20 protein-coding genes and 1 pseudogene are annotated in these 22,744 nt (G+C 56.8%); 16 read left to right on the forward strand and 5 right to left on the reverse strand.

All coding sequences use genetic code 11. The annotated features are described in order from the left end of the window. Entirely contained in the window at positions 1 to 1,914 is a 1,914-nt protein-coding gene (locus FIV46_RS11940; RefSeq protein ID WP_139941156.1) for a lytic transglycosylase domain-containing protein, read from the forward strand. Next, entirely contained in the window at positions 1,901 to 2,422 is a 522-nt protein-coding gene (moaB, locus tag FIV46_RS11945) for a molybdenum cofactor biosynthesis protein B (RefSeq protein ID WP_139941157.1), read from the forward strand. Before FIV46_RS11940 ends, moaB begins: the two co-directional genes overlap by 14 nt. 6 nt (positions 2,423 to 2,428) lie before the next feature. Here moaB and FIV46_RS11950 read toward each other — a convergent pair whose 3' ends face one another. Continuing rightward, a complete protein-coding gene (locus tag FIV46_RS11950) occupies positions 2,429 to 3,409 on the reverse strand; it encodes a diguanylate cyclase (protein WP_139941158.1) in 981 nt (326 codons plus the stop codon). 172 nt (positions 3,410 to 3,581) lie between these two features. Here FIV46_RS11950 and FIV46_RS11955 point away from each other — a divergent pair, with 172 nt between their 5' ends. From FIV46_RS11955 to FIV46_RS12010, 12 genes are all read left to right on the forward strand, one after another. Further along, positions 3,582 to 4,685: a PA0069 family radical SAM protein gene (locus FIV46_RS11955; protein ID WP_139941159.1), complete on the forward strand. Its 1,104-nt coding sequence runs from the start codon at positions 3,582 to 3,584 to the stop codon at positions 4,683 to 4,685. Between the two features lie 124 nt (positions 4,686 to 4,809). After that, entirely contained in the window at positions 4,810 to 8,028 is a 3,219-nt protein-coding gene (locus tag FIV46_RS11960) for an autotransporter outer membrane beta-barrel domain-containing protein (RefSeq protein ID WP_139941160.1), read from the forward strand. Positions 8,029 to 8,096: 68 nt separating this feature from the next. Beyond that, complete coding sequence (locus FIV46_RS11965; RefSeq protein ID WP_139941161.1) at positions 8,097 to 8,753, forward strand: ribonuclease HII; 657 nt, start codon at positions 8,097 to 8,099, stop codon at positions 8,751 to 8,753. A 181-nt stretch (positions 8,754 to 8,934) separates the two neighbouring features. Continuing rightward, entirely contained in the window at positions 8,935 to 9,972 is a 1,038-nt protein-coding gene (locus tag FIV46_RS11970; RefSeq protein WP_246056941.1) for a site-specific DNA-methyltransferase, read from the forward strand. 291 nt (positions 9,973 to 10,263) lie between these two features. Further along, positions 10,264 to 11,970 (forward strand): sensor histidine kinase, encoded by a 1,707-nt coding sequence (locus FIV46_RS11975; RefSeq protein WP_181163220.1) that lies wholly within the window; start codon positions 10,264 to 10,266, stop codon positions 11,968 to 11,970. A gap of 120 nt (positions 11,971 to 12,090) precedes the next feature. Next, positions 12,091 to 12,519, forward strand: a complete 429-nt coding sequence (locus tag FIV46_RS11980) for a VOC family protein (RefSeq protein ID WP_139941164.1) — start codon at positions 12,091 to 12,093, stop codon at positions 12,517 to 12,519. Between the two features lie 13 nt (positions 12,520 to 12,532). Further along, complete coding sequence (locus FIV46_RS11985; RefSeq protein ID WP_139941165.1) at positions 12,533 to 13,456, forward strand: 2-hydroxyacid dehydrogenase; 924 nt, start codon at positions 12,533 to 12,535, stop codon at positions 13,454 to 13,456. Between the two features lie 111 nt (positions 13,457 to 13,567). Then, positions 13,568 to 14,134: an elongation factor P gene (efp, locus tag FIV46_RS11990; RefSeq protein WP_139941186.1), complete on the forward strand. Its 567-nt coding sequence runs from the start codon at positions 13,568 to 13,570 to the stop codon at positions 14,132 to 14,134. A 24-nt stretch (positions 14,135 to 14,158) separates the two neighbouring features. Beyond that, complete coding sequence (locus FIV46_RS11995; RefSeq protein WP_139941166.1) at positions 14,159 to 14,977, forward strand: inositol monophosphatase family protein; 819 nt, start codon at positions 14,159 to 14,161, stop codon at positions 14,975 to 14,977. A gap of 22 nt (positions 14,978 to 14,999) precedes the next feature. Then, the gene (locus FIV46_RS12000; RefSeq protein ID WP_139941167.1) at positions 15,000 to 15,449 is read left to right on the forward strand and encodes an OmpA family protein; all 450 of its coding nucleotides are present in this window, start codon (positions 15,000 to 15,002) and stop codon (positions 15,447 to 15,449) included. A gap of 110 nt (positions 15,450 to 15,559) precedes the next feature. After that, complete coding sequence (locus FIV46_RS12005; RefSeq protein WP_181163221.1) at positions 15,560 to 16,891, forward strand: flagellar motor protein MotA; 1,332 nt, start codon at positions 15,560 to 15,562, stop codon at positions 16,889 to 16,891. Then, positions 16,891 to 17,988 (forward strand): peptidoglycan -binding protein, encoded by a 1,098-nt coding sequence (locus FIV46_RS12010; RefSeq protein WP_139941168.1) that lies wholly within the window; start codon positions 16,891 to 16,893, stop codon positions 17,986 to 17,988. Before FIV46_RS12005 ends, FIV46_RS12010 begins: the two co-directional genes overlap by 1 nt. Here FIV46_RS12010 and FIV46_RS12015 read toward each other — a convergent pair whose 3' ends face one another. Together FIV46_RS12015 and FIV46_RS12020 are read right to left on the reverse strand one after the other, a co-directional pair. After that, the gene (locus tag FIV46_RS12015) at positions 17,989 to 18,573 is read right to left on the reverse strand and encodes a PAS domain-containing protein (protein ID WP_342780430.1); all 585 of its coding nucleotides are present in this window, start codon (positions 18,571 to 18,573) and stop codon (positions 17,989 to 17,991) included. 186 nt (positions 18,574 to 18,759) lie between these two features. Then, entirely contained in the window at positions 18,760 to 20,568 is a 1,809-nt protein-coding gene (locus tag FIV46_RS12020) for an ABC transporter transmembrane domain-containing protein (RefSeq protein ID WP_139941170.1), read from the reverse strand. A 191-nt stretch (positions 20,569 to 20,759) separates the two neighbouring features. On the opposite strand from FIV46_RS12020, the gene rpmE reads away from it, so the two are divergent. Continuing rightward, positions 20,760 to 20,984, forward strand: coding sequence for a 50S ribosomal protein L31 (gene rpmE / locus FIV46_RS12025; protein WP_139941171.1), 225 nt, complete (start codon positions 20,760 to 20,762; stop codon positions 20,982 to 20,984). An 82-nt stretch (positions 20,985 to 21,066) separates the two neighbouring features. On the opposite strand, the gene FIV46_RS12030 is transcribed toward rpmE, so the two are convergent. Beyond that, entirely contained in the window at positions 21,067 to 21,540 is a 474-nt protein-coding gene (locus tag FIV46_RS12030; protein WP_139941172.1) for a DUF1465 family protein, read from the reverse strand. Between the two features lie 209 nt (positions 21,541 to 21,749). Here FIV46_RS12030 and FIV46_RS12035 point away from each other — a divergent pair, with 209 nt between their 5' ends. Then, a complete protein-coding gene (locus FIV46_RS12035; RefSeq protein WP_139941173.1) occupies positions 21,750 to 22,211 on the forward strand; it encodes an Hsp20 family protein in 462 nt (153 codons plus the stop codon). A 65-nt stretch (positions 22,212 to 22,276) separates the two neighbouring features. Here FIV46_RS12035 and FIV46_RS18110 read toward each other — a convergent pair. Then, a pseudogene (locus FIV46_RS18110) lies at positions 22,277 to 22,744 on the reverse strand (hypothetical protein); the annotation flags it as partial.

The raw sequence follows: 22,744 nt of genomic DNA on the forward strand, positions 1-22,744 counted from the left end.
ATGAGAACGGCTGTCCTGAGTATCCTCACCTCCCTGTGTGTCCTGTCGGCCGGACCGGCCACTGCCCAGGATGCCGCCGAGGCGCCGCTGGCGACCCCGCAGTTGAGCCCCATCGAAACCGGCAGCGACCTTGATGTGATCGAAGAAACGGCGGCAGAAACAGAAACACCCGTGCAATTGGTTGATCTCGCACCCCTGAGCAACGAGGATGTTTCCCTGTATCAGGAAATTTTTGAGCTGCAGCGCGACGGCAACTGGGACAAGGCGGACCGGCTGATCAGGAAACTGGATAACGACATCCTGATGGGGCATGTGCTCTATGAACGCTATATGCATCCCACGGCCTATACCTCCCGCTACCGGGAACTGGCGAACTGGATGCTGAAATATCCCGATCATCCCGGTGCCAAGCGCATTTATGATCTGGCGGTCAAAAAGAATGGCGGCAAAAACAGACGGCTGCATAAACCTGTGCCCCTGCTGGCCGCGTCCTTTCCGGCCGACAAGCCATTGACGGCCAATGTCGCCCCGCCGGAACCGGCCCCGGCTGCGGAAACTCTTGACCCCACCGCCCCGCAGCCGAACGCAAAACGCAGCAAGGCGGAACGTGTCGAAATCGCCAACCTCAAGAAACGCATTCGCCGCTACCTGCGAAGACAGAATGCAGAGCGGGCAGAGAAAAGGCTGTGGGCCTTTGAACGGCTCAACCTGCTGACCCGGGAAGAGTTCAGTGACCTGTTGACCGATATCGCCCAGAGTTATTATTTCAAGAACCAAGACGAAAAAGCCTATGCCCTGGCGCTGATTGCGTCCGACAACCTCCGGGAAAAAGCCTCCCAGGCGGACTGGGTGGCCGGCCTTGCCGCCTGGCGGCTGGGCGACTGTGTACGGGCCGCCGATCATTTTGAGAAGGTTGCCTTTTCGCCGGTGGCCGGCGACTGGGTGGCCTCCGCCGGCGCGTACTGGGGCGCGCGGGCCAACACGGTCTGCCGCCAGCCGGAACGGGTCCGCCCGCTGCTGGCCCATGCGGCAAAATTCAACCGCACCTTTTACGGCCTGATTGCCGAATACCAGCTTGGTCAGACACCCGCGCTCAACTGGAACCAGCCGGAGTTCAATCCCGAGCTTTTTGCGAATATCAGCTCACTGGGCAACGTCCAGCGGGCCATTGCCCTGGCCCAGGTTAAAAAGACCATGGCCGCCGACATGGAACTGTCGGACGCCTGGCGGCGCACCTCCGGCGACAAGCACGCCGCCCTCCTCGGCCTGGCCAGCACCCTGGGCCTGGCCGGCACCCAATTGAAAATCGGCAAGATTGAAGAACAAAAACGCCTTGCCGCCCTGGACAGCACGCTTTATCCCCTGCCCGACATGGAGCCGGAAGGCGGCTTTGTGCTTGACCGGGCGCTATTGTTCGCCATCGTGCGCCAGGAAAGCGAATTCAACAGCTGGGCCAAAAGCTCGGTCGGCGCCCGCGGCATCATGCAGGTCATGCCCCGCACGGCAAGCTATATTGCCCGCGACCGCTCCCTGCGCTCGAGTTCCCGCATCAAGCTGGACGACCCGCGTTACAATATGGCGCTGGGCCAGAAATATCTGGTGGATATGATGTCGCCTGACTATGCCGATGGTGACCTGTTCAAAACGCTGACCGCCTACAATGCGGGCCCCGGCAACCTGCGCAAATGGATGCGGAAAACCAATTTCCAGGATGATCCCCTGTTGTATATCGAGAGCATTCCGGCCCGGGAGACCCGGCACTATATCGAAAAGGTGCTCAGCAACTACTGGATTTACCGCATGAGGTTCGGGCAGGACACCCCCTCTCTGAAAGATATTGCTTCCGGCGACTGGCCGCTGTATCAACAGCAGGAAGACCACAAAGCCGAAAGACAGAGACATGCCCGCCGATAACGACTTCATTCCGCTGAATATCGCCATTCTGACCGTTTCCGACAGCCGTACCCTCGAGACCGATACCTCGGGCCAGCTGCTGGTGGACCGGCTGACCGAAGCCGGACACAGGCTGGCCGATCGGGCGCTGCTGCCCGACGACAGGGCGATCCTGACAGAGCAGTTCAAAAAATGGATTGACGACGACGACATTCAGGTGGTGATTTCCACCGGCGGTACCGGCCTGACCGGCCGGGACATCACCCCCGAAGTGCTGACCCCGTTGTTTGACAAGGAAATCCCCGGCTTCGGCGAGCTGTTCCGCATGATCAGCTTCAAATTTATCGGCACCAGCACCCTGCAGTCCCGTGCCCTGGGTGGCATTGCCAACGGCACCTACCTGTTCGCCCTGCCGGGCTCCACCGGCGCCTGCAAGGACGGCTGGGACAATATTCTGCAGGAACAGCTGGACGCCCGCCACGGCCCCTGCAATTTCGTCGGCATCATGGGACGCCTGAAGGAACAGTGATCCCGATCAGGCCGCGACCTTGTTGCGGCCGGCTTCCTTGGCCCGGTACAGGGCCTTGTCCGCTTTTTCCAGGAATTTCTCCAGCGTGTCGGTGCCGGAATCCTGCTCCGCCACACCGATACTGACGGTCATTTTCACTTCTTCCTCGCGGGCCGGCACGGATCTCGCCCGGATCGCCTCCAGTGTGCGCTGCATCACCTTGGCCGCCTCTTCCTCACCCGCGCCGGGCATGACGGCAACGAATTCATCCCCGCCATAACGGTAAATCTTGTCCGTATCGCGAATATTGTCTTTCAGCCCGCTTGCGACCATTTTCAGGACCCGGTCCCCGACCACATGACCATAGGTGTCGTTGATGACCTTGAAATGATCCAGGTCCACAATGGCGATGCTAACCGGGACAGTCTTCTCCCCGAAATTCTTGAGGTGCTTGTCCATTTCCTCGAGAAAAGCAGCCCTGTTGCCCGTTTCTGTCAACGGATCCATCTGAAACAGCCGGCGCTGATTTTCCTTCTCATGGTCCCGGTAGGCATTGCTGGCACATTCCAGATCCATGAAAGTAACCTTCTGGATCGCCATCATGCCGTGCAGCAGCAATGTTGGATTGTCGATATATTCGCTGACCAGGTGCTGTGTCAGATACCCCAGCACCCGGTGATAGGCGGATGAAAAGTCCGTCAGGTTGACGCCATGGTTCCAGTGCGCTTGTCCGATCCTCTCCGCCGCATTGAAATAGTTATGCCCATAGTTGCCGCTGAGCACATAATTGATCCAGTGCTTTTTCTGGGCCATTCGCGCCCTGACCCGCACATTCTCGTCCTCGAGAATTAGAGAGGTCCGCTCGTTCTCCATCAGATCTACATAGAATTTATCCAGAACGTCATCGAGGACCGAGGTCAGGAAAGGATATATCTCGGCCAATGTCTCCAGGGTTTCATCATCAATACCGTACCCGGAAAGTTTGTCACGCGTTTTAAAAATACTCACTTACTACCCTCTTAAACCATGGTCCGATACGCGGGCCAATGCGCTGTCCCTGTTTATCTTTTTCCATATATTACCATCAAATAATCTTATTGTCCTGAACTATATCCCCCTTTTTCTGGTGTAGATTCGATTAAATGTTCTCCTTTTGTTCTTTTTGAGCTATACTCACCCCATGACTCGGCCCTTCACAGAAAATGATATTATTCCCCCTGAATTCCGGCGCGGCCGCGGCGCGCGCAGCCGGGAGACCGGCCGGTTCGAGGCGCAAAAACGCGAAAGGATAGACGACGGCTGGGGCAGTCTGGAGCAGGAGATGGAGCCGGTGCGCACCTTCCTGATGCCGGACAAGTCCAAAAGCGTGATCACCCGCAATACATCGCCGGACATTCCGTTTCGCCAGGGGCTCAACCCCTACCGGGGCTGCGAACACGGCTGCATTTATTGTTATGCCCGGCCAAGCCACACCTATCTCGGCTTTTCCGCCGGGCTCGATTTTGAAACCCGGCTGATGGTCAAATATGATGCCGCCAGGGTGCTGGAGCAGGAATTCCGCCACAAGAACTATAAACCCGACCTGATCGTGATGGGCGGCAACACGGATATCTACCAGCCCATCGAGAAAAAGCTGAAAATCACCCGGCAACTCCTGAAGGTTTTTGACAGGTTCAATCACCCGGTGGGCCTGATCACCAAATCGGCCCTGGTCACGCGGGACATCGATATCCTCAAGAGGCTGGCCAGGAAACGGCTGGTGCGGGTTTATATTTCCGTCACCACGCTGGATTACCGGCTGGCCCGCAATATGGAACCCCGGGCCAGCACGCCGCAAAAGCGCCTGGACGCCATCCGCGACCTGGCCAAAGCCGGCATTCCCGTCGGCGTCATGGCGGCGCCGGTGATCCCCTCCCTGACCGACCATGAACTGGAAAATATCCTCGCTGCCGCCCGTGCCGCCGGGGCGCGGAGCGCCGGTTACATCATGCTGCGCCTGCCGCTGGAAATCAAAAAGCTGTTCCGCGAATGGCTGGAGGAAGAAGCGCCGGACCGGGCCCGGCGGATCATCCACCTGCTGCAGGAGATGCATGGCGGCAAGGACTATTCCTCCAGCTACAGTGAGCGCATGCGCGGCAGCGGCCCCTATGCGGACCTGGTCGCCCAGCGCTTTAAGAAATGCTGTTTCCGCCTCGGCCTCAACCAGAGGACGGCAGAAGACGAGCTGACCCTGGACCTGTTCCAGCCGCCGCTGGATGACGGCACCCAGATGAGCCTGTTCTAAAAAATTCCAGAATTATCTCTTTTTTGCGAATGAAAATCATCTCTGCTGCGTATCAAGGAGATGTGCGTGGAGGGGGTTTGATGATCCTGCCTATCCCGGGATCCTTAAATCATAAGAAAAGCGCATGAAAAAAAAGAGCACAACAGGCGGGACCTTTTTACTTAAACACAACACCTTGGTCATTCTTTCCACCGGCCTGGTCGCCGGTATCCTTCCCCCGCAAATTCTGCTGGCGGACGACCTGACCATTGACGAAACCCTGGACAGCCAGGTCAGAACGTCCGAGGCAAGCGGCGGGACAGCGGGCGATATTACCATCGAAAGCGGCGGCATCTCCGTCGATGACGGGACGGCGCTCGTTGTCGATTCCTCCAACAGCCTGGAGAACGAAGGCACCCTCGACACGGATGGCTGGGAAGACGCCACCGGTCTTCATATTGACACCAGCGGCGGCGACATTGCCGGTACCATCGCCAACAATGGCGCCATTACGTCCTCCTATCGCACCGATGAAGATGAAGATGACGTCTATGAATATGGTGAGAATAATTTCGGCCTCCTGCTGGAGGGCACCGGCACCTTCACCGGCGACATCACCCATGACAATACCGCGGCCATCACCGTGTACGGCAAAAATTCCGCCGGCATCTCCCTGCGTGCGGACATGGTCGGCGACCTGACCGTCAATTCCGCCACGGTTTACGGGGAAAATTCCAATGCGGTGGAACTGCTGTCGGACCTTGACGGGAATATTTCCATAACCGGCAGCCTGACCGCCCAGCAGGCCGGCAGCCACGGCTATTACCAGGAGGGCAATGTCACGGGTGGCCTGTATAACCTGGGCACCCTGACCACCGGGACCGGCATTACCAGCGTCTATGACGATGACGCGGAAGAATATGTCGCCGTCCCCGCCGTTGCCGGCATTGCCTCGCTGCGTATCAGCGGCAATCTGGGGGCGGGCCTGGTCAATGATCGCCTGTTCTATAATGACGAAGGCACCCAGGTGACGCTGGAGGACGACGATGACCCGGATGACTACAGCACCGACAACAGCTATCTTACCGCTTACGGCGGCGGCTACGCCCTGCTGATTTCCCCGGAAAAACTCTATAGCGACAGCTGGACCGATATCACCGTCGGCGGCGCCACCGCCTATGACAGGACCTATTCGGTCATGAACTATGGCCAGATCACCGCGAGCGGCCTCAACGCGGAGCAGGAAACCGTCGCTATCCGCATTGCGGGGGCAGAACAGGACGGCACCCTCTATCGCGCCACCCTGACTGACGGCTTTTACAATGGCGCCTGGGGCGAAATCACCTCCACCGCGGTGGATGCCACTTCAACCGCCATGAGTATCGGTGAAGGCGCCTCCCTCTCCACCATCACCAATGACGGCCTGATCGAAGTCTATACAGAGCGCTCGGAAGATGATGATGACGAACCGGTCGGTGATGGCGGCAACGCTTACGGTATTGTCATTGACGAGGGGGCGACCGTTACGGATATCACCAACAGCGGCACCCTCTATGTGGAGGCCGACGGTCTGGACACCAACGCCTACGGCATTGTCGATTACTCCGGGTCAGTCAGCACATTCACCAACAGCGGCCTGGTCTATCCGGTTCTTGGCGAGGACAATGCCGGCGAAATCCTCGCCCTCGACTTTTCCGCCAATACAACCGGTATCGACTTTGCCAACAGTGGTTATATCCATGGTGACGTCCTGCTGGGAAGCGGCACCAACAATATCAATCTCACGGGCGGCAGCATCTACGGCACCCTCTATCTGTATGGCGGCACCTCCATCCTGAACATGAGCGGCGGCGCAACCCTGACACGGGGGATCTATTCCGCCAACGGCCAGCTCGACATTTCCATCACCGACAATGCCGTGCTTACCGTACCTTCCAGCACCACCCTTGATGCCAATGATATTACCGTCAGCAACAGCGGCGAACTCAGGATTGCCATTGACGGGATTTCGGGGAAGACCGGCATGGTCAATGCCGCCGGCACGGTAACCTTTGAAAGCGGCAGCACCCTGACCACCGAGCTGGAAAGCCTTGTCGCGACAGAGGAGAGTTTCACGGTCCTCTCCGCCGGCAGCCTGGATATCGCCGACGATGATATTCTGTCGCTGGTTGGCATCCAGCCCTTCATCTATGACGTCACCACCAGCGTCACGGACACTGACCTGAGCCTGACCCTGCGCCGCAAATCAGCCACAGAACTCGGCCTCGACAACAATACCGGCGCCCTGTATGAGGGCTCGGTCGCCGCCCTGCTTGATGATGACGAGTTGGCCAATGCCCTGGGCAACCTGACCACCGAAGAGGAATTCGTGAATGCCTACCGGCAGCTGATGCCGAATTCCCTGAGCCTGGCCACCCGGCAGGCGGCGATCATGTCCGGTAGTCTGGTCCAGGGGGCGATCTCCGGCCACCTGAACAACCTGCGTGACCTTCAGAGCAAGCCAACCAACCTCAAATCCCCGAAAGGCGTCTGGCTGCAGGAAAGCGGTACGATCTATGACCAAAAGTCTGCTCCCGCCTACAAGGGATTTGACGGCTACTCCTTTGGCATTGCCGCCGGGTTCGACATGGCGGCCACCGAAAAAGGTGTCATCGGCATTGGCCTTTCGCGCCACTGGTCTGAATTCGATATTGTTGAGGGGGGCAGCGAACCGCTGATTTCCAGAACCAGCCTGGGCACGCTCTATACCTCCTGGCTGTTTGATGATTTCTATCTGCAGGGCAATATCTCCGGGGGATATGTCACCTTTGACAGTGAGAGAACAGTAGAGATCGATGATGTGGAAAGAAGTGCCGGCGCCGAGTGGGACGGCTACCAGCTCGGCGCCAATCTCGGGGCCGGCTATCTCTTAACTCTCGGAGACTTCTCCCTCCGTCCCGAGGCTTCACTCAACTATCTGACCCTGCATGAAAACGGCTATACGGAAACCGAAGGCGGCAACGCCGTCAACCTGACAGTGAGCGAACACGACAGCTCCTCACTCACCGGCGCCCTGAAAGGGTCCCTGTTGTGGACCAAAGAATTCAGCTACCTGGATGAAGTATACGGCAAACTGGTGATCGACCTGCACGGTGCCTGGCAGCATGAATTCAAAACCGATCCGCTCAGTTTTGAGGCCTCGTTCACCGATTATGGCGACAGTTTCACCCTGACCGGCGACCGGCTTGCCGCCGACAGTTACCTGGCGGGCGGCGGGTTCTCCTATACCACCAGCTTCACGACCCTGTCGCTGCAGTATGACCTGGAGAAAAAAGAAGGGTATACGGGCCACTCCGCCAGCCTGACCTACCGGTTCAGGTTCTGACGGCAATAACTTGACATCAATGACAGTCATCCTCTAAGGCTTGTTCAAGCCAAAGGGGATGACCAGCTATGTCCGGCAATCGCCAGAAAGACCTATTCAAACCCGAACCGACCGGTCCGGACTTCAGCCTTGAACTGCAGGCGGGCGGCATTGTCTGCGGCGTCGATGAAGTCGGCCGCGGCCCGCTGGCCGGCCCGGTGGTGGCGGCCGCCGTGATCCTGGATCCGGACAATATTCCCGACGGCCTCAATGATTCAAAAAAGCTGAGCGCGCGCAAACGTGAACGGCTCTATGAGGAAATCACCGCAAGTTGTTGTTTTGCCTTCGGGGAAGCCAGCGTCGAGGAAATTGACGAGCTGAATATCCTGCGCGCCAGCCTGCTGGCCATGCAGCGGGCGGTGCTAAATCTGCCCCGAAAACCCGATCACGCCCTGGTCGACGGCAACCAGATGCCGGACCTGATTTGCCCCGCGTCGTGTGTCATAAAAGGCGATGCCAGGTCATTTTCCATCGCTGCGGCCTCCATAATCGCAAAAGTAAAACGAGATTTTTTCATGAAAAAACTCGCCGAAAATTACCCGGAATACGGTTGGGAGCGGAACGCAGGATATGGTACCCGGCAACATATGGACGCACTAGAGCTTGTAGGCGCGAGTCCTTTTCATCGCAAATCCTTCGCGCCAATTCGTGACCTAATGACTCAAGAGTCTGATATAACTTACTGATTCAACTCAAAAAAAATACTTGACGCGATTCGCCTTTTGACTCAGACTGCTGGTCATGAGCAAGAAAACGAACATAAAAAATACGTCCCGAACCATCCGCCCGAGCAAGACCGGCGGAGCAGAGGATGCCTACACCGAACTTCCTCTGGATCAAATCCTGCAGGGGAACTGCATTGAACTGATGAACCGGCTGCCGGAAAAGTCCGTCGACGTGATTTTTGCCGACCCGCCCTACAATATGCAGCTGAAAGGCGAATTGCATCGCCCGGACAACAGCCATGTGGATGCGGTCAATGACGACTGGGATAAATTTGACAATTTTTCCAGCTATGACGATTTTTCCAAAGCCTGGCTGACAGCCGCCCGCCGGGTCCTGAAAGACAACGGCACCATCTGGGTCATTGGCAGCTATCACAATATCTATCGCGTGGGGGCCACCCTGCAGGACCTGGGGTACTGGGTTCTCAATGATATTGTCTGGCGCAAAACCAATCCGATGCCCAATTTCCGCGGCACACGCTTCACCAACGCCCATGAAACCCTTCTGTGGTGCAACAAGGGCGAAAATTACAACAAATACACCTTCAACTACGACGCCATGAAGGCCCTGAATGAAGATGTGCAGATGCGGTCCGACTGGACCCTGCCCATCTGTTCCGGCAAGGAGCGCCTCAAGGTCAACGGCCACAAGGGACATTCCACCCAGAAACCGGAAGCCCTGCTCTACCGGGTGCTGCTGGCCTCTACCAACAAGGGAGACGTGGTGCTTGATCCCTTCTTCGGTTCCGGCACCACCGGTGCCGTGGCCAAGAAAATGGGCCGTCACTTCATCGGCCTGGAAAAAGAGGAAAAATATATTCGCCTGGCGACCGACCGCATCACTGCGATTGACGAGCTCGAAGCAGAAGCCCTGGAAATCACACCGGCCAAACGGGCCCAGCCGCGGGTCCCCTTCGGTACCCTGGTCGAGCGCGGCATGATCGCCCCCGGCACCCTGCTTTACAGCCCGAAAAGCTCCAATGGCAAACAGCATATTGCCAAGGTGCGTGCGGACGGTACCCTGATCAGCGACAGTTCAAAAGGATCAATCCATCAGGTCGGCGCCGCCCTGCAAGGCGCTCCCTCCTGCAACGGCTGGACATACTGGCACCTGCAGGTCAAAGAACAGCTGGTTCCCATCGATATGCTGAGACAACAGATACGACAGGAACTGCACTAGAATAATAACAACTATAATCTCCGGTAAAAACTAGCTCGCCGCCTGCCCGACGGCGAGCTATTTTATTTTATCGCAATTACACCAATAGCGATCCTAATATTATCTTTTTTTAATACATATTTAAGACCAATTCCCGTATTCTACCGGCGATACATTATGGTATATTTATGCAACCCCGGGTATTTTATGCATAAAGAAAATGAAGACAAATTAAAGTATATCAATTGGTTAGGTGAATTTACTTCCAGGGAAATGGAGAAGGAATTCATCACGAGCCAATGGCAAAGTTTGGTGAAAAATTACCACTACTTTACGTATACTTTTACCATAATTTTCTTCACCGCCATATTTTTCAGCCTTGCCAAGGCGGAATATGACCCCCAGACCTATTTCAATATCTCAGCCCGGATTCTGAGCATCCTGCCGCTCTATCTCACCATGGTGTTCTTTATGAAAAAAGAGCGCCCGGACTATTTTTTCCGCGCCACATTCCTCTCCCTGATGAACCTGACCGGCATTTTCCTGCTCTCGATCGGCATCTTCATCAGCGACAACTGGGTGAATTTTGCGGGGGCCTTTGTGTTGACCACAATCGCCTATACCACCTATCCCATGTCGAACCTGCAGCGCATTGTCTACGGCTGCAGCCTCGCCATCGGGATCCAGACGGTCAACCTGCTGCGATTTTCACCGGATGCGGCCAATTTCTTCATGCAGAGCGCCATGCTGTTCTCAGCCAATATCTTTGGTTTCTGGCAAATGCACCACACCAGCATTCTGACCCGGAATACCTATCTGAGCCTGCAGCGGGAAAAGGACCTGAACCGCAAGCTGGAACAGGAACTGATCCACCGCAAGAAAGCCGAGGAAGCGAGCCGCCAGAATGAAGAACTGTTCCGTTCGCTGTTTACCGCCACCATGTATCCGCTGGCCATGATCAAAACCGGCTCACCCGAGCTGATTACCGCCAATACGGCCTTTTATGAACTTTTCTCCCTGTCCCCGCGCAGCCGCGGCAAGGAGACGTTCCTGGATCGTTTCGGGCAGCCGGAAAAATTCCTGGCCATGATGCGCAAAGCCGCGAAATCGGCGACCTACACCATGGATACGGCAAAAGTGGAACACCAGGAAGAAGGCACCAGGATCGTAGAGATCTGCATGATTCCCGTGCGCATCAACGAGATGCGCTTCCTGCTCCTCGGCCTGTCGGATATCACCCTGCGCAAGCAGGAAGAAACCATTCTGCGCAACGCCACCGAGGACGCCATCAGCGCCAACCTGGCCAAAACAGAATTCCTGGCCAACATGAGCCATGAACTGCGCACCCCGCTGAACGCCATTCTCGGCTTCACGGAAGTCATGGAACAGGAACTTCTCGGACCGCTTGGTAATGATCAGTATAAATCCTACCTGCAGGACATCCACACCAGCGGCCGGCACCTGATGGAGCTCATCAGTGAAATCCTTGATGTGGCCAAGATTGAATCCGGAAAATTTGCCCTGTCCAGGGACGAGATTACCCTTGGCGAACTGATCGACAATGTCCTCAGCATGCTCAACACCCGGCATGCGGAAACAACAACTTCGATCGCCACAGACATCCATGATCCCGCTATGTTGCTGGATATTGATATACTGCGGATCCGCCAGGTGATCCTCAACCTGCTGAGCAATGCCATCAAGTTTTCCCATGATGGCGACGAAATCGAACTGTCTTCCGCATTCCGCAACGGCAAACTGCTCATTCAGGTCAAGGACCACGGGATCGGCATTGCCCCCGAGGATATCAAACGGGTCTTTGATCCGTTCACCCAGGTGGAAAGCTCCTACAACCGCAGACGGGATGGGGTCGGCCTGGGCCTGGCGCTCAGCCGCAAGCTGGTCGAAGCCCACGACGGCACCCTGACCCTGGAAAGCGTCCTGCACCGCGGCACAACCGTCACTATTTCCCTGCCGGAAAGCTGCGTCCTTTCCGAAGAAGTTCGCCAGATTTCCTGACCGCAGAAAAAAGGACGACCAGCGAATACTTCTCTCACCCCGGCCAATCCCCCTTGCTGTCCCCCCTTCCTGATGATTATATGATAGCCTGACACGACCACTTGCTGGAGAGCATTGAAAATGACAATCCCTCCCTTCCATCTTGCTTTTCCCGTCACGGACCTGGAAGAAGCCCGGAAATTTTATGTCTCCCTGTTGGGGGCGGGGACAGGCCGCGAAGCGCCGCGCTGGATTGATTTCAACCTGTATGGGCACCAGATCACCGCTCACCTGGTGGACGAAATGGACAAGTCCCCCACCAACCCCGTGGACGGCAAGAATATTCCGGCCCGCCATTTCGGCGTCATCCTTGAGCGACCGGACTGGGATGACCTGGCCGACAGACTGAAAGCACATGGCACGACATTTATCGTTGAACCCTATATCCGGTTCGAGGGGCAAACCGGGGAGCAGGCCACCATGTTCCTGCAGGATCCGAGCGGCAATTACCTGGAGTTCAAAGCCTTTGCCGATCCCAAGGATATCTTCGACCCGGAATACAAAGACTGAGAGCCCCTACCCCATGGCTATATTGATTATCCTTGCCGAAAAGAAGGCCCGGAAGATCCGCGATCTCCTGCTCGACCAAATTCCGGAAGAAAAAATCTTCATCTGGCCCGAGACCGGCCCGGAAGAAGATATCGAAATTATTGTCAGCTGGAACCATCCTCACGGCGTCCTCGCATGCTTTCCCAATCTCAAACTGATCGCCTCCTATGGCGCGGGGGTCGACCATATTTTTTCCGATCCGGGGCTGCCTGAAAATGTCGCCATCAGCCGCTTTGTCGCCGACAAGCTGTCGCGCCAGATGGCGGAATATGTAACCGGCGTCATTTTGGCCCAGCGCCTGAGGCTGATTGATTACCGGGAATATCAGGCCGCGGGAAGCTGGACCCCCCACGCCCCGCGGCCGGGGAGCCGGGTAACGATCCTGGGCCTTGGCGAACTCGGCCGCTGCACAGCAAGTATGCTGGCAACCGTGGGCTGCGAGGTCAGCGGCTGGAGCCGCAGCCGCAAGTCCCTCGACCAATGCATCTGTTATGCCGGGTCGGAAGAACTGGGCGACGCCTTGGGGAATGCCGACTATGTGGTTTGCCTGCTCCCACTTACCCCGGAAACACGCGGTATTCTGAACCGGGACCTGTTTAACTGCGTGAAAGAGGGCACCTATCTGATTAATGCGGCCCGGGGCGGACATCTGGTCGTGGACGATCTGCTGGATGCCCTGTACCAGGGCCGCCTGTCCGGCGCCTGCCTGGATGTTTTTGAGCAGGAACCCCTGCCCCAGGACAGCCCGCTGTGGCGGCATCCCCGGGTTCTGGTCACGCCGCACATCGCCAGTGTCAGCCCCGACAGCGATATGGCGGACTATATCCTGGAAAATTACCGGGCCCTCCGGGACGGCGCCCCGCTGCATCATCTGGTGAACCCGGCGCTTGGATACTGAAGCTTTCCCCGGCCTGCGGTTTTCTGCCCTTTCCCCATCAATTTGCGTTGCATGAGGGGAACCGACCTGTTAATTTGCGCGCGAAACAGATTGTTCTTTAAAAAGGTCAGCATCATGAAGATAGATGGAAACGCCATTCGTCCGGGTAATGTCATTGAGCATCAGGACGGCCTCTGGGTCGCAGTCAAGATCCAGCACACACAGCCCGGCAAGGGCGGTGCCTACCTGCAGGTTGAACTCAAAAACCTCAAAGACGGGCGTAAACTGAACGAACGCTTCCGGTCCTCTGAAAAAGTTGAACGCGTGCGTCTGGAACAGAAAGACCACACGTTCCTGTTTGAAACAGACGACATGTATACTTTCATGGATACTGAAACCTACGACCAGGTGGAAATCAACGGTGACCTGATCGGCGACCAGAAAGTCTATCTCCAGGACGGTATGGAAGTGGTGGTGGAAAGCTACGAAGGTGAGCCGCTCAGCGTGCAGCTTCCCCAGACCGTCGAACTCGAGGTGACCGAAACCGAGCCTGTCGTCAAGGGCCAGACTGCGGCCTCTTCCAACAAGCCGGCCATTCTTGAAAATGGGGTCCGGGTCATGGTGCCGCCGTTCATCAGCCAGGGCGACCGCATTGTGGTTTACACCGAGGACAGCACCTACGCGGAACGTGCCAAGTAACCTCCCCTAACGAAGGAATTTATTATGGCGCTTCAGTCAGCCATCATTAATGTCATGCAAAAGGCCGCCGAAATGGCCGGCCGCAAGCTGGCCAGGGATTTCGGCGAAGTGGAACATCTGCAGGTTTCCCGCAAGGGTCCTGCCGACTTTGTGTCCGCTGCTGATACCAAAGCGGAAAAAATCATCTTCCAGGAACTGTCCAAGGCCCGTCCCGATTTCGGCTTCCTGCTGGAGGAAAACGGTTCTGTCGAGGGTAAGGACCCAAACAGCCGCTGGATTGTAGATCCGCTGGACGGCACCACCAATTTTCTGCACGGCATCCCGCATTTTGCCATTTCCATCGCCCTGGAACAGAATGGTGAAGTGACCGCCGGCCTGATCTATCAACCGCTGACTGACGAGATTTTCTGGGCGGAAAAAGGCCGCGGCGCCTATCTGAACAACCGCCGCCTGCGGGTATCCGCCCGCAAGAACATGGCAGACAGCCTGCTGGCCACCGGTATTCCGTTCAAGGGGCGCGAAGGACATGTGGAGTTCATCGCCGCCCTGGAAACCATTATGCCGGAAGTTTCCGGCGTCCGCCGTTTCGGTTCTGCCGCCCTGGACCTGGCCTGGGTGGCCGCCGGACGCTACGATGGCTTCTGGGAAACCAACCTGCAGTACTGGGATGTTGCCGCCGGAATCCTGATGGTGTCAGAAGCAAGTGGCACAGTGACCACGTTTAATGGTAAAAAGGACAAGTTAGACGGTAAGGAAATTCTTGCGACCAACGGCGCCCTTCACGGGCCGGTTACCCGGCTTCTGGCGACGGCCCGCAAGAAAGTCAGGACTACAGAAGACTGAACAACAGAGGAAACTGCGGGGGATGATCAAACTGTCCATGACAACGGCTTTGTGGCTTGGTCTGGCGACCACGTCCCTCGCCGCTGATCTTCCCTCTTCCCATGACGACCGCCTGTTCCTCAATGCCGCCACTCTCACAGACCTTCAGCCCCTGCAGTTCAAGTTCCATAAAGGCCAGCTTCAGCTTGGTGAAAACAGCAGGGAAACACTGAAACAATGGGCAGACCAGATCAAACAATATAGTTTTCCCGTCCACATCTACAGTTACGCCGCCACACCGCAACATTTGCGGGACATGACGGAAAACCGCGCCAAACATGAATCCGTCAGGGTCGCCTTTAACCGGGGCCTGATTGTCCGCTCCCTTCTTGAACAGGCCGGCATAGACGGCCAGCGGATCCGGCTCCATGCCATCGGCTCCGGCAAACTCCATTCCGGGGAAGAACTCAAAATCACGATCCGCCGGGACTAAAGACCTGCCGGACGTCATAATCTCGCCCAACTAAAACTTAGACTTCTGGCTAGCGCCCTGATAACATTGCCATAAATTTGCAGGCGACAAACACGAGGACAAGGCTGAAAATGACCCGCCCCACAAAGTATCTGAATACCATTATCCTGTTCCTGACAGCCGTTATTGTGCTTGTCGCTGTACTGTTCCCCAATATGGAAAAAGCCTTCCTGACCAATTACATGCTGAACGGCGTGATTGTCACCGTTCTGATTATCGGTATTCTTTTTTCCATCGCCCAGGTGCGGAAAATCTCTGCCGCAGTCAACTGGATCCAGGCATTCCAGAAAGAGGAAGATCCGGACATGCTGCCGGAACCGCCGGCCATGCTGGCGCCGATGGCCTCCATGATGGAGGAACAGCAGAGGAGAAAGTCGCTGTCCGCCCTGTCCCTGCGCACCATCCTCGACGGCATCGCCGGCCGGATGGATGAAAGCCGGGAGACCAGCCGCTATCTCATCGGCCTGCTGATCTTCCTCGGCCTGCTCGGCACTTTCTGGGGCCTGCTCGGCACCATCGGCTCGGTCAAGGATACCATAGACAGCCTGTCCGTCGGCTCCGGCGACATCACCCTGTTGTTTGAAGACCTGAAACAGGGCCTGGCCGCCCCGCTCGGCGGCATGGGCACGGCCTTCAGTTCCTCTTTGTTCGGCCTTGCCGGCTCCGTGATCCTCGGCTTTATCGACCTGCAGACCGGCCAGGCCCAGCGCAGCTTCTTTAACAGCCTGGAAGACTGGCTGTCCGGCATCACCAAACTGTCCCGCGGCGGCGGCATCGCCACGGACACCGGCGACGGCTCCGTCCCGGCCTATGTCAGCGCCCTGCTGGAACAGACCGCCGACAGCCTGGATAACCTGCACAAGGTGATCAGTCGCAGTGAAGAAAAACGCATGGAGGTCAACACCGCCCTGATCAGCCTGTCCGAACAGATTGCCGGCATGTCCGACAGCAACAGCGAAGTGAACAGTGTGTTGAAAAAGCTGGTGGAAGTCATCGCCCTGCAGCAGGGCGGTGAACGCGAAAAAACCGACACCACCCACCTGCGCAACATTGATGTGCAGATGAAGCATCTGCTGGAGGAAACGGTCAAGGGCCAGAACCAGTTGACCGATGACCTTCGGGCCGAGTTCAAGCTGCTGGCCCGGACCCTGGGCGCCATCATGGACGGCCGCGAACTGCCCGCCGCACCGGAACGCCCGGCGCCGCGGACAGCGCCGAAAACGGCAGCGCCTGAGCCGGTAGAACCGCCGACACCGGCAGAACCTGAAGCTCCTGCGGCTCCGGCAGCTCCCGCGGCACCGGCTGAGTCCCTGGACTATGACATGCCGGCGCCCAACCCCAAGGCCAAGAAAAAACCCGTCCTCACCCCGAAACCGCTGACGGCAAAAAGGGATGACGACTGATGGCCCTGCTCAGGACACAAAGGCGTCCGGGCGGTGGTAATGAGAATACCTGGCCCGGCTTTGTTGACGCCCTCAGCACCCTGCTGCTGGTCATCATTTTCCTGCTGTCGGTCTTCATGCTGGCCCAGTTTTTCCTCGGCCAGGCCCTGTCCGGCCGGGATGAAGCCCTGGAAAAACTGAACCTTCAGGTCCAGGAGCTGGCCGACCTGCTGGCTCTGGAACGCCAGTCCAACAGCGACCTGAAAGCCAATATCACCCAGCTGTCCGCCTCCCTGCAGGATTCCAACCTGGACCGGGAACAGATGGCCGCCCGCATAGAGGAACTGGAGGCGGACCTGGCCGACGCCACCAACATGGGCCAGCGGGCCAGCCAGTCCAGCGCAGAGCAGCTGCAAACCATCCAGGACCTGGAGAAACGATACCGCGACAGCAATAACGCGCTGGCCAAAGAAAAAGAACTGAGCCAGGCCGCCCGTCGTGAAGTGGAAGTGCTGAACCGTCAGCTCGCCGCCCTTCGTCAGCAGCTGTCCGCCCTGCAGACGGCCCTGGAGGCCTCTGAAGCCAAAGACCGGGAGCAACAGGCCACCATCAAGAACCTGAGCTCACGGCTCAATGCGGCGCTCGCCTCCAAGGTTCAGGAGCTGAGCCAGTATCGTTCCGAATTTTTCGGTCGCCTCAAGCAGGTCCTGGCGAAACGCTCCGACATCCGCGTTCACGGCGACCGTTTCATCTTCCCCTCATCGGTCCTGTTTGCCTCCGGCTCCGATACCCTGGGTGAAGACGGCCAGCGGGAAATGGCCAAACTGGCCCAGACCCTGAAGGAAATCTCAGCCACTATTCCGCCGGAAATCGACTGGATTCTGCGCGTGGACGGCCATACCGACAAGCTGCCGATCCGCACCAGCCGTTTCCCGTCCAACTGGGACCTGTCGACAGCGCGGGCGCTCAGTGTGGTGAAATTCCTGATCAGCCAGGGCATCCCGGCTGAACGGCTGGCGGCAACCGGCTTCGGGCAATATCACCCGATCAATGACGCGGATAACGAGGAAGCCTATGAGCAGAACCGCCGGATTGAGATGCGCCTGACCCAGCAATAGTCAAAGGCTGGAACTTTCCCATCCCGGTGCAATATAGAGCGTTTTTTTCACTTCCGCCTCCAAGTCTATATCTGGCACGCCGGACCCAAGGTCAATGAAGTTCATGCGATTGATGCCCAGCTGGATAAGGTCTGGATATTTACCGTCATACCCCAGTGTGGTGAGATGGCGGCGACATGTCAGTGCCTGATTCAGCTTGCCCTCCCCGGTCGCCATTGGCAAAAACAATATTGCAGCTTCTACAACCAGTCCGGCCCGCCCCCTCTCCACGACCACTGCCTGCAATCCGCAGGAAAAATTGAAGATTGTTTTGAAGTTGGACATCACAAAATCCCTGACGGGAGCTGCGCTCATCTGGGTACTCTTCGGACCGGAAAAGTCGATCCCCAGTTCGTCTATTGCAGATGTGCCGAGTAGTCGTAGATAATATTTTTCCCCGTCCCAGTCCAGAATCCCGATGTCACTAAGAAGAGAAGTCAGATTTGCGGGATTAAAGTTTTCGCGATCTGGAATCATGGCGTCGCCACATATGCTCAGCCAATATTCCCACAGTCTGCTAAATTCAGGACAGTAAAACACAACCACTACAACCCCTTACATTACCACTTTCAACTATATCCTAATGTTGACAAATTCGCAACTAAGCAACCCGCACCCAATCTGGAATCTGCACGAATACAGACCCTGATCGGGAAACCCGGCTGACGCGGCAGTAATTTGGGGAAATTTACAGTTTGACGGGCACTTTACAGGCTGTGAACGCGAGGCCCTTCACGCGGTTTCGCGCATGTCGGCAAACTGAAGTTCGGCAAGGCGGGCATACAGACCGTCTTTCTGCTGCAGTTCCTGATGGGTGCCGATATCCACAATATGCCCCTTGTCCATGACTACAATCCGGTCTGCCTGCAGCACGGTCGCCAGACGGTGGGCGATCACCAGGGTGGTCCGTCCTTCCATCAGGCGGTCAAGCGCCGCCTGGACCAGTTTCTCGCTTTCCGCATCCAGCGCAGAGGTGGCTTCATCCAGAAGCAGGACCGGCGCATCCCGAAGGATGGCCCGGGCGATGGCGATACGCTGCTTCTGACCGCCGGACAGGCGGGTGCCGCGCTCGCCGAGCCAGGTCTCCATCCCGTCCGGCAGGCGTGAAATGAATTCATCCGCCTGGGCTGCTCTGGCGGCTTCGCGGACCATTTCTTCGGTGGCGTCGATGCGGCCGTAGCGAATATTTTCCTCGATACTGGCGGCAAAGATCACGCTTTCCTGGTGCACCACCGACATCTGCCGCCGCACATCCTCCGGATCCGCCTTGTTCAGCGGCACGCCGTCGATCAGGATTTCGCCGGACAGCGGATCATAGAACCGCTGCAACAGCTGAAACACGGTGGATTTACCGGCGCCGGAGGGGCCGACAACCGCCACGGTTTCCCCTTTGGATACAGACAGGGAGAAGTTATCCAGCGTTTTAATATCGGGCTGGGAAGGATAGGCAAAAACGACATGACGGAAGTCAATATTGCCCTGCACGGGATTTGGCAGGGGAACCGGAGCTTCCGGGGCACGGATATCGGGTTCGGTGGCAATAATTTCCAGGCAGCGGCTGGCCGCCCCGGCTGCCCGCTGCAGTTCGCCATAAACTTCCGACAGGGCCCCGACCGCACCGGCCACAAGTACGGCATAAATCAGGAAGGCGGTCAGGTCGCCACCGCTCATGCGGCCGCTGGCCACATCCGACGCCCCGACCCACAGTACCAGGTCGACGGCGCCGAACACCATCAGAATCACCAAGGCGGTCAGCCAGGCGCGCACCCGGGTCCGTTTGATTGCCACCCCAAAGGCATTTTCCACAAAATCGGCAAATCTGGACTGCTCGTAGTGTTCCCGGGTGTAAGACTGCACCGTCTGCACCGCGCCTACGGTTTCGTTGGCAGTGGCGCTGGCATCGGCGATCCGGTCCTGGGACTGTTTGGACAGTTTCTTGACTTTGCGCCCCAGGAAAATAATCGGGAACACCACCACCGGCACCGCAACCAGGACAACCGACAACAGCTTGGGACTGGTCATGGCCATAATGATCAGCCCTCCCAAGAAGGTCAGGATATGACGGAGGGCAACAGAGGCGGAACTGCCGACGACGGTCTGAATCACCGTGGTGTCGGTGGTCAGGCGCGAAATAATGTCCCCGGATCGGTTTTGCTCGAAAAAGGTGGGACTCAGGGTGATGACCCGGTTGTACACGGCCTTGCGGATATCGGCAACGACTCGCTCGCCCAGCCAGGTGACGGCGTAGTAGCGGATAAAGGTTGCCACAGCGAGGATAAAAACAATCCCGAGCAGGCCAAGGAAATAAACATTGATGATGTCAAGATTGCCGTCGGAAAAACCAACATCGACGATGCGGCCGGCGGCCTTGGGAATGGCAAGTGTTGAACTGGCCGTTACAATCAGGGCCGCCAGCGCCACGAAAATGCTTTTCCGGTAGGGGGACAGGAAAGACCATAACAGTCTGAGTTCCTTGACATTCTTCTTTTCAGGTTCAAACTCGTCACTGGCCGCACCGGGGGCCGGGTTTCCTCTCGCCATATCGCACAAATACCCTGTAATGATCTTATGGATATGGATATAGCAGGGCCAACCGCCAGTTACAACGCCCGGTATACAGAATATTTCAGCAATTCCGCCATTTTTTTATAAATTCCGGTTTATTCGGACTTGCCTTGGGCCGCCGACTTGTTTATACAGGCGCAAATTATTTTCGCGGAGAGATTAGAGCGATGAAAAACGACATTCATCCCGACTATCATACCATCACAGTGGTAATGACTGACGGCACGACATATGAAACACGCTCCACATGGGGCAGCGAGGGCGACACCCTCACTCTTGAAGTTGACCCGAAATCCCATCCGGCATGGGTTGGCGGCACTCAGAAGGTATCTGAAAAAGGCCGTGTGGCTGCCTTCAACAAACGTTTCGCAAACTTCAAACTCAAAAAATAACTGCAGAGTTTGCTGTAAAAAATCAAAGGCGCCGGTTTCGGCGCCTTTTTCTTTTATGCTGTTTCAGTGCACCTGAAACCTGTCAGTCAGGATTGCGGATCTTGTCCAGCAGACTGTGAACCGGATTTTCGTTCGCATCACCCCCGCTGAGCATTATTTCCATGCGTTCCACCCGCCGGTACAGGTCCTGGGTGCGCTCCAGATAGGCGCGGAACTCGTCAGGCAGGTTTTCCAGAATCGCTTCGTCGCTGGCCAGGCAGGTATCCCTGTTGTTCAGTTTGTATTTGTCCTCCAGGGCTTCTTCTGCCGTCAGCTCTCCTGCGGCCACGCCTTTCTGGACCAGAAGCCAGGATACCGCCTGCATCAGACAAGTGGTCATACGCAGGCTTTCGCTGGCATAGACCACCCTCAGGCGCGGCTGGAGATCGAACTCTTTGCCTTTCTGCTGTTCCATATAATCCGCCACGGAAACCGTCAATTGCAACGCTTCCCGGTAGGATTTTTCCAGAAATCGGGGTTCAAGATGACCATCACTGGTCACCAATCTGTTTATCATATATATCTCCGGCGTCTTTCTTCTCTCCAGCTTAGGCTGCCGGGTCTTAATTTCCCGTTACTATTTTTCACTCTTTTTAGCATCTTGAAATCGCCGAATTGAACCCTAAATCCAGTTTATCGGGTGCCGATACAGGACCCGATGACAATATTGTTCCCGGCCAACCGGCGGGAACTGCTTAAAAATATCGCTTATGAAAGGATATAATGATGCGTGCTCTTGATCTCTCTCCCCTGCTCCGTTCGACCATCGGATTCGACAATATCAACCGCATGTTCGACCAGGCCACCAATATCAAAGAGGCGGCCTATCCGCCCTATGACATCGAAAAAGTCAGCGATGACGACTATCGGATTACTGTTGCCCTGGCCGGGTTTGGCGAAGACGACCTCAGCATTACCGTGCAGGATGGTGTGCTGGTCATCGCCGGCAAGGGGGCCGAAGACGAAGCTGTAGACAGCGAAAGATATCTTTACCGCGGCATTGCCAAGCGGGCCTTTGAACGTCGTTTCAAACTGGCCGAGACCATCCGGGTCCTAGACGCCAAATTTGAAAACGGCCTGCTGGTGGTTAACCTGCAGCGCGAAGTGCCGGAGCACCTGAAGCCGCGCGAAATCCAGATCAATTCCGGTGCTAAAAAACCGAAAGTGATCGAAGGCGAAGCCGCCTGAGCACAGGAACTCAAATAGCTGAATGAAATTAGGGCTTCCCGGGTTTTCGGGAAGCCCTTCGCTTGTCAGATCGTCACCGACATATCCTGGTCCACCAGCAGGGTGCCGACCACGTCGCCGTCGCCGTTGCTGAAGGTATAGACATCATAGTCCTGGCCGTCGATATTTTCCGTGCCGATGACATCGGTCACGGCCAGGATGGCGCTCGCGGCAAAGGTCAGGCTGTCGGAACCATCGCCCATCACCACCAGCCGGTCGTCACTGTCAGTCATGTCGATCAGGTCCATGATGTCGAGGGTCAGCGCGTTGGCGCCGCCGTCGGTCGCCAGGTCGACCGTTTCCAGGCCGCTGAGGTTATTGTTGTTGATTGCCGTGAGGTCGAGGTCGCTGCCGTCCAGCCGCAGGCTGTCCGCCCCGCCGCCGCCCTCGAGGCGGAAGAAATCAGTTGTATCGATAATGAAAGTATCATCGCCGTAGCCGCCGTACAGCACATCGCCGCCGCCGTCGGAGGTGAGGGTATCGTCACCGAGGCC

The sequence above is a fragment of the Emcibacter nanhaiensis genome (assembly GCF_006385175.1).
Lineage (GTDB): Bacteria > Pseudomonadota > Alphaproteobacteria > Sphingomonadales > Emcibacteraceae > Emcibacter > Emcibacter nanhaiensis.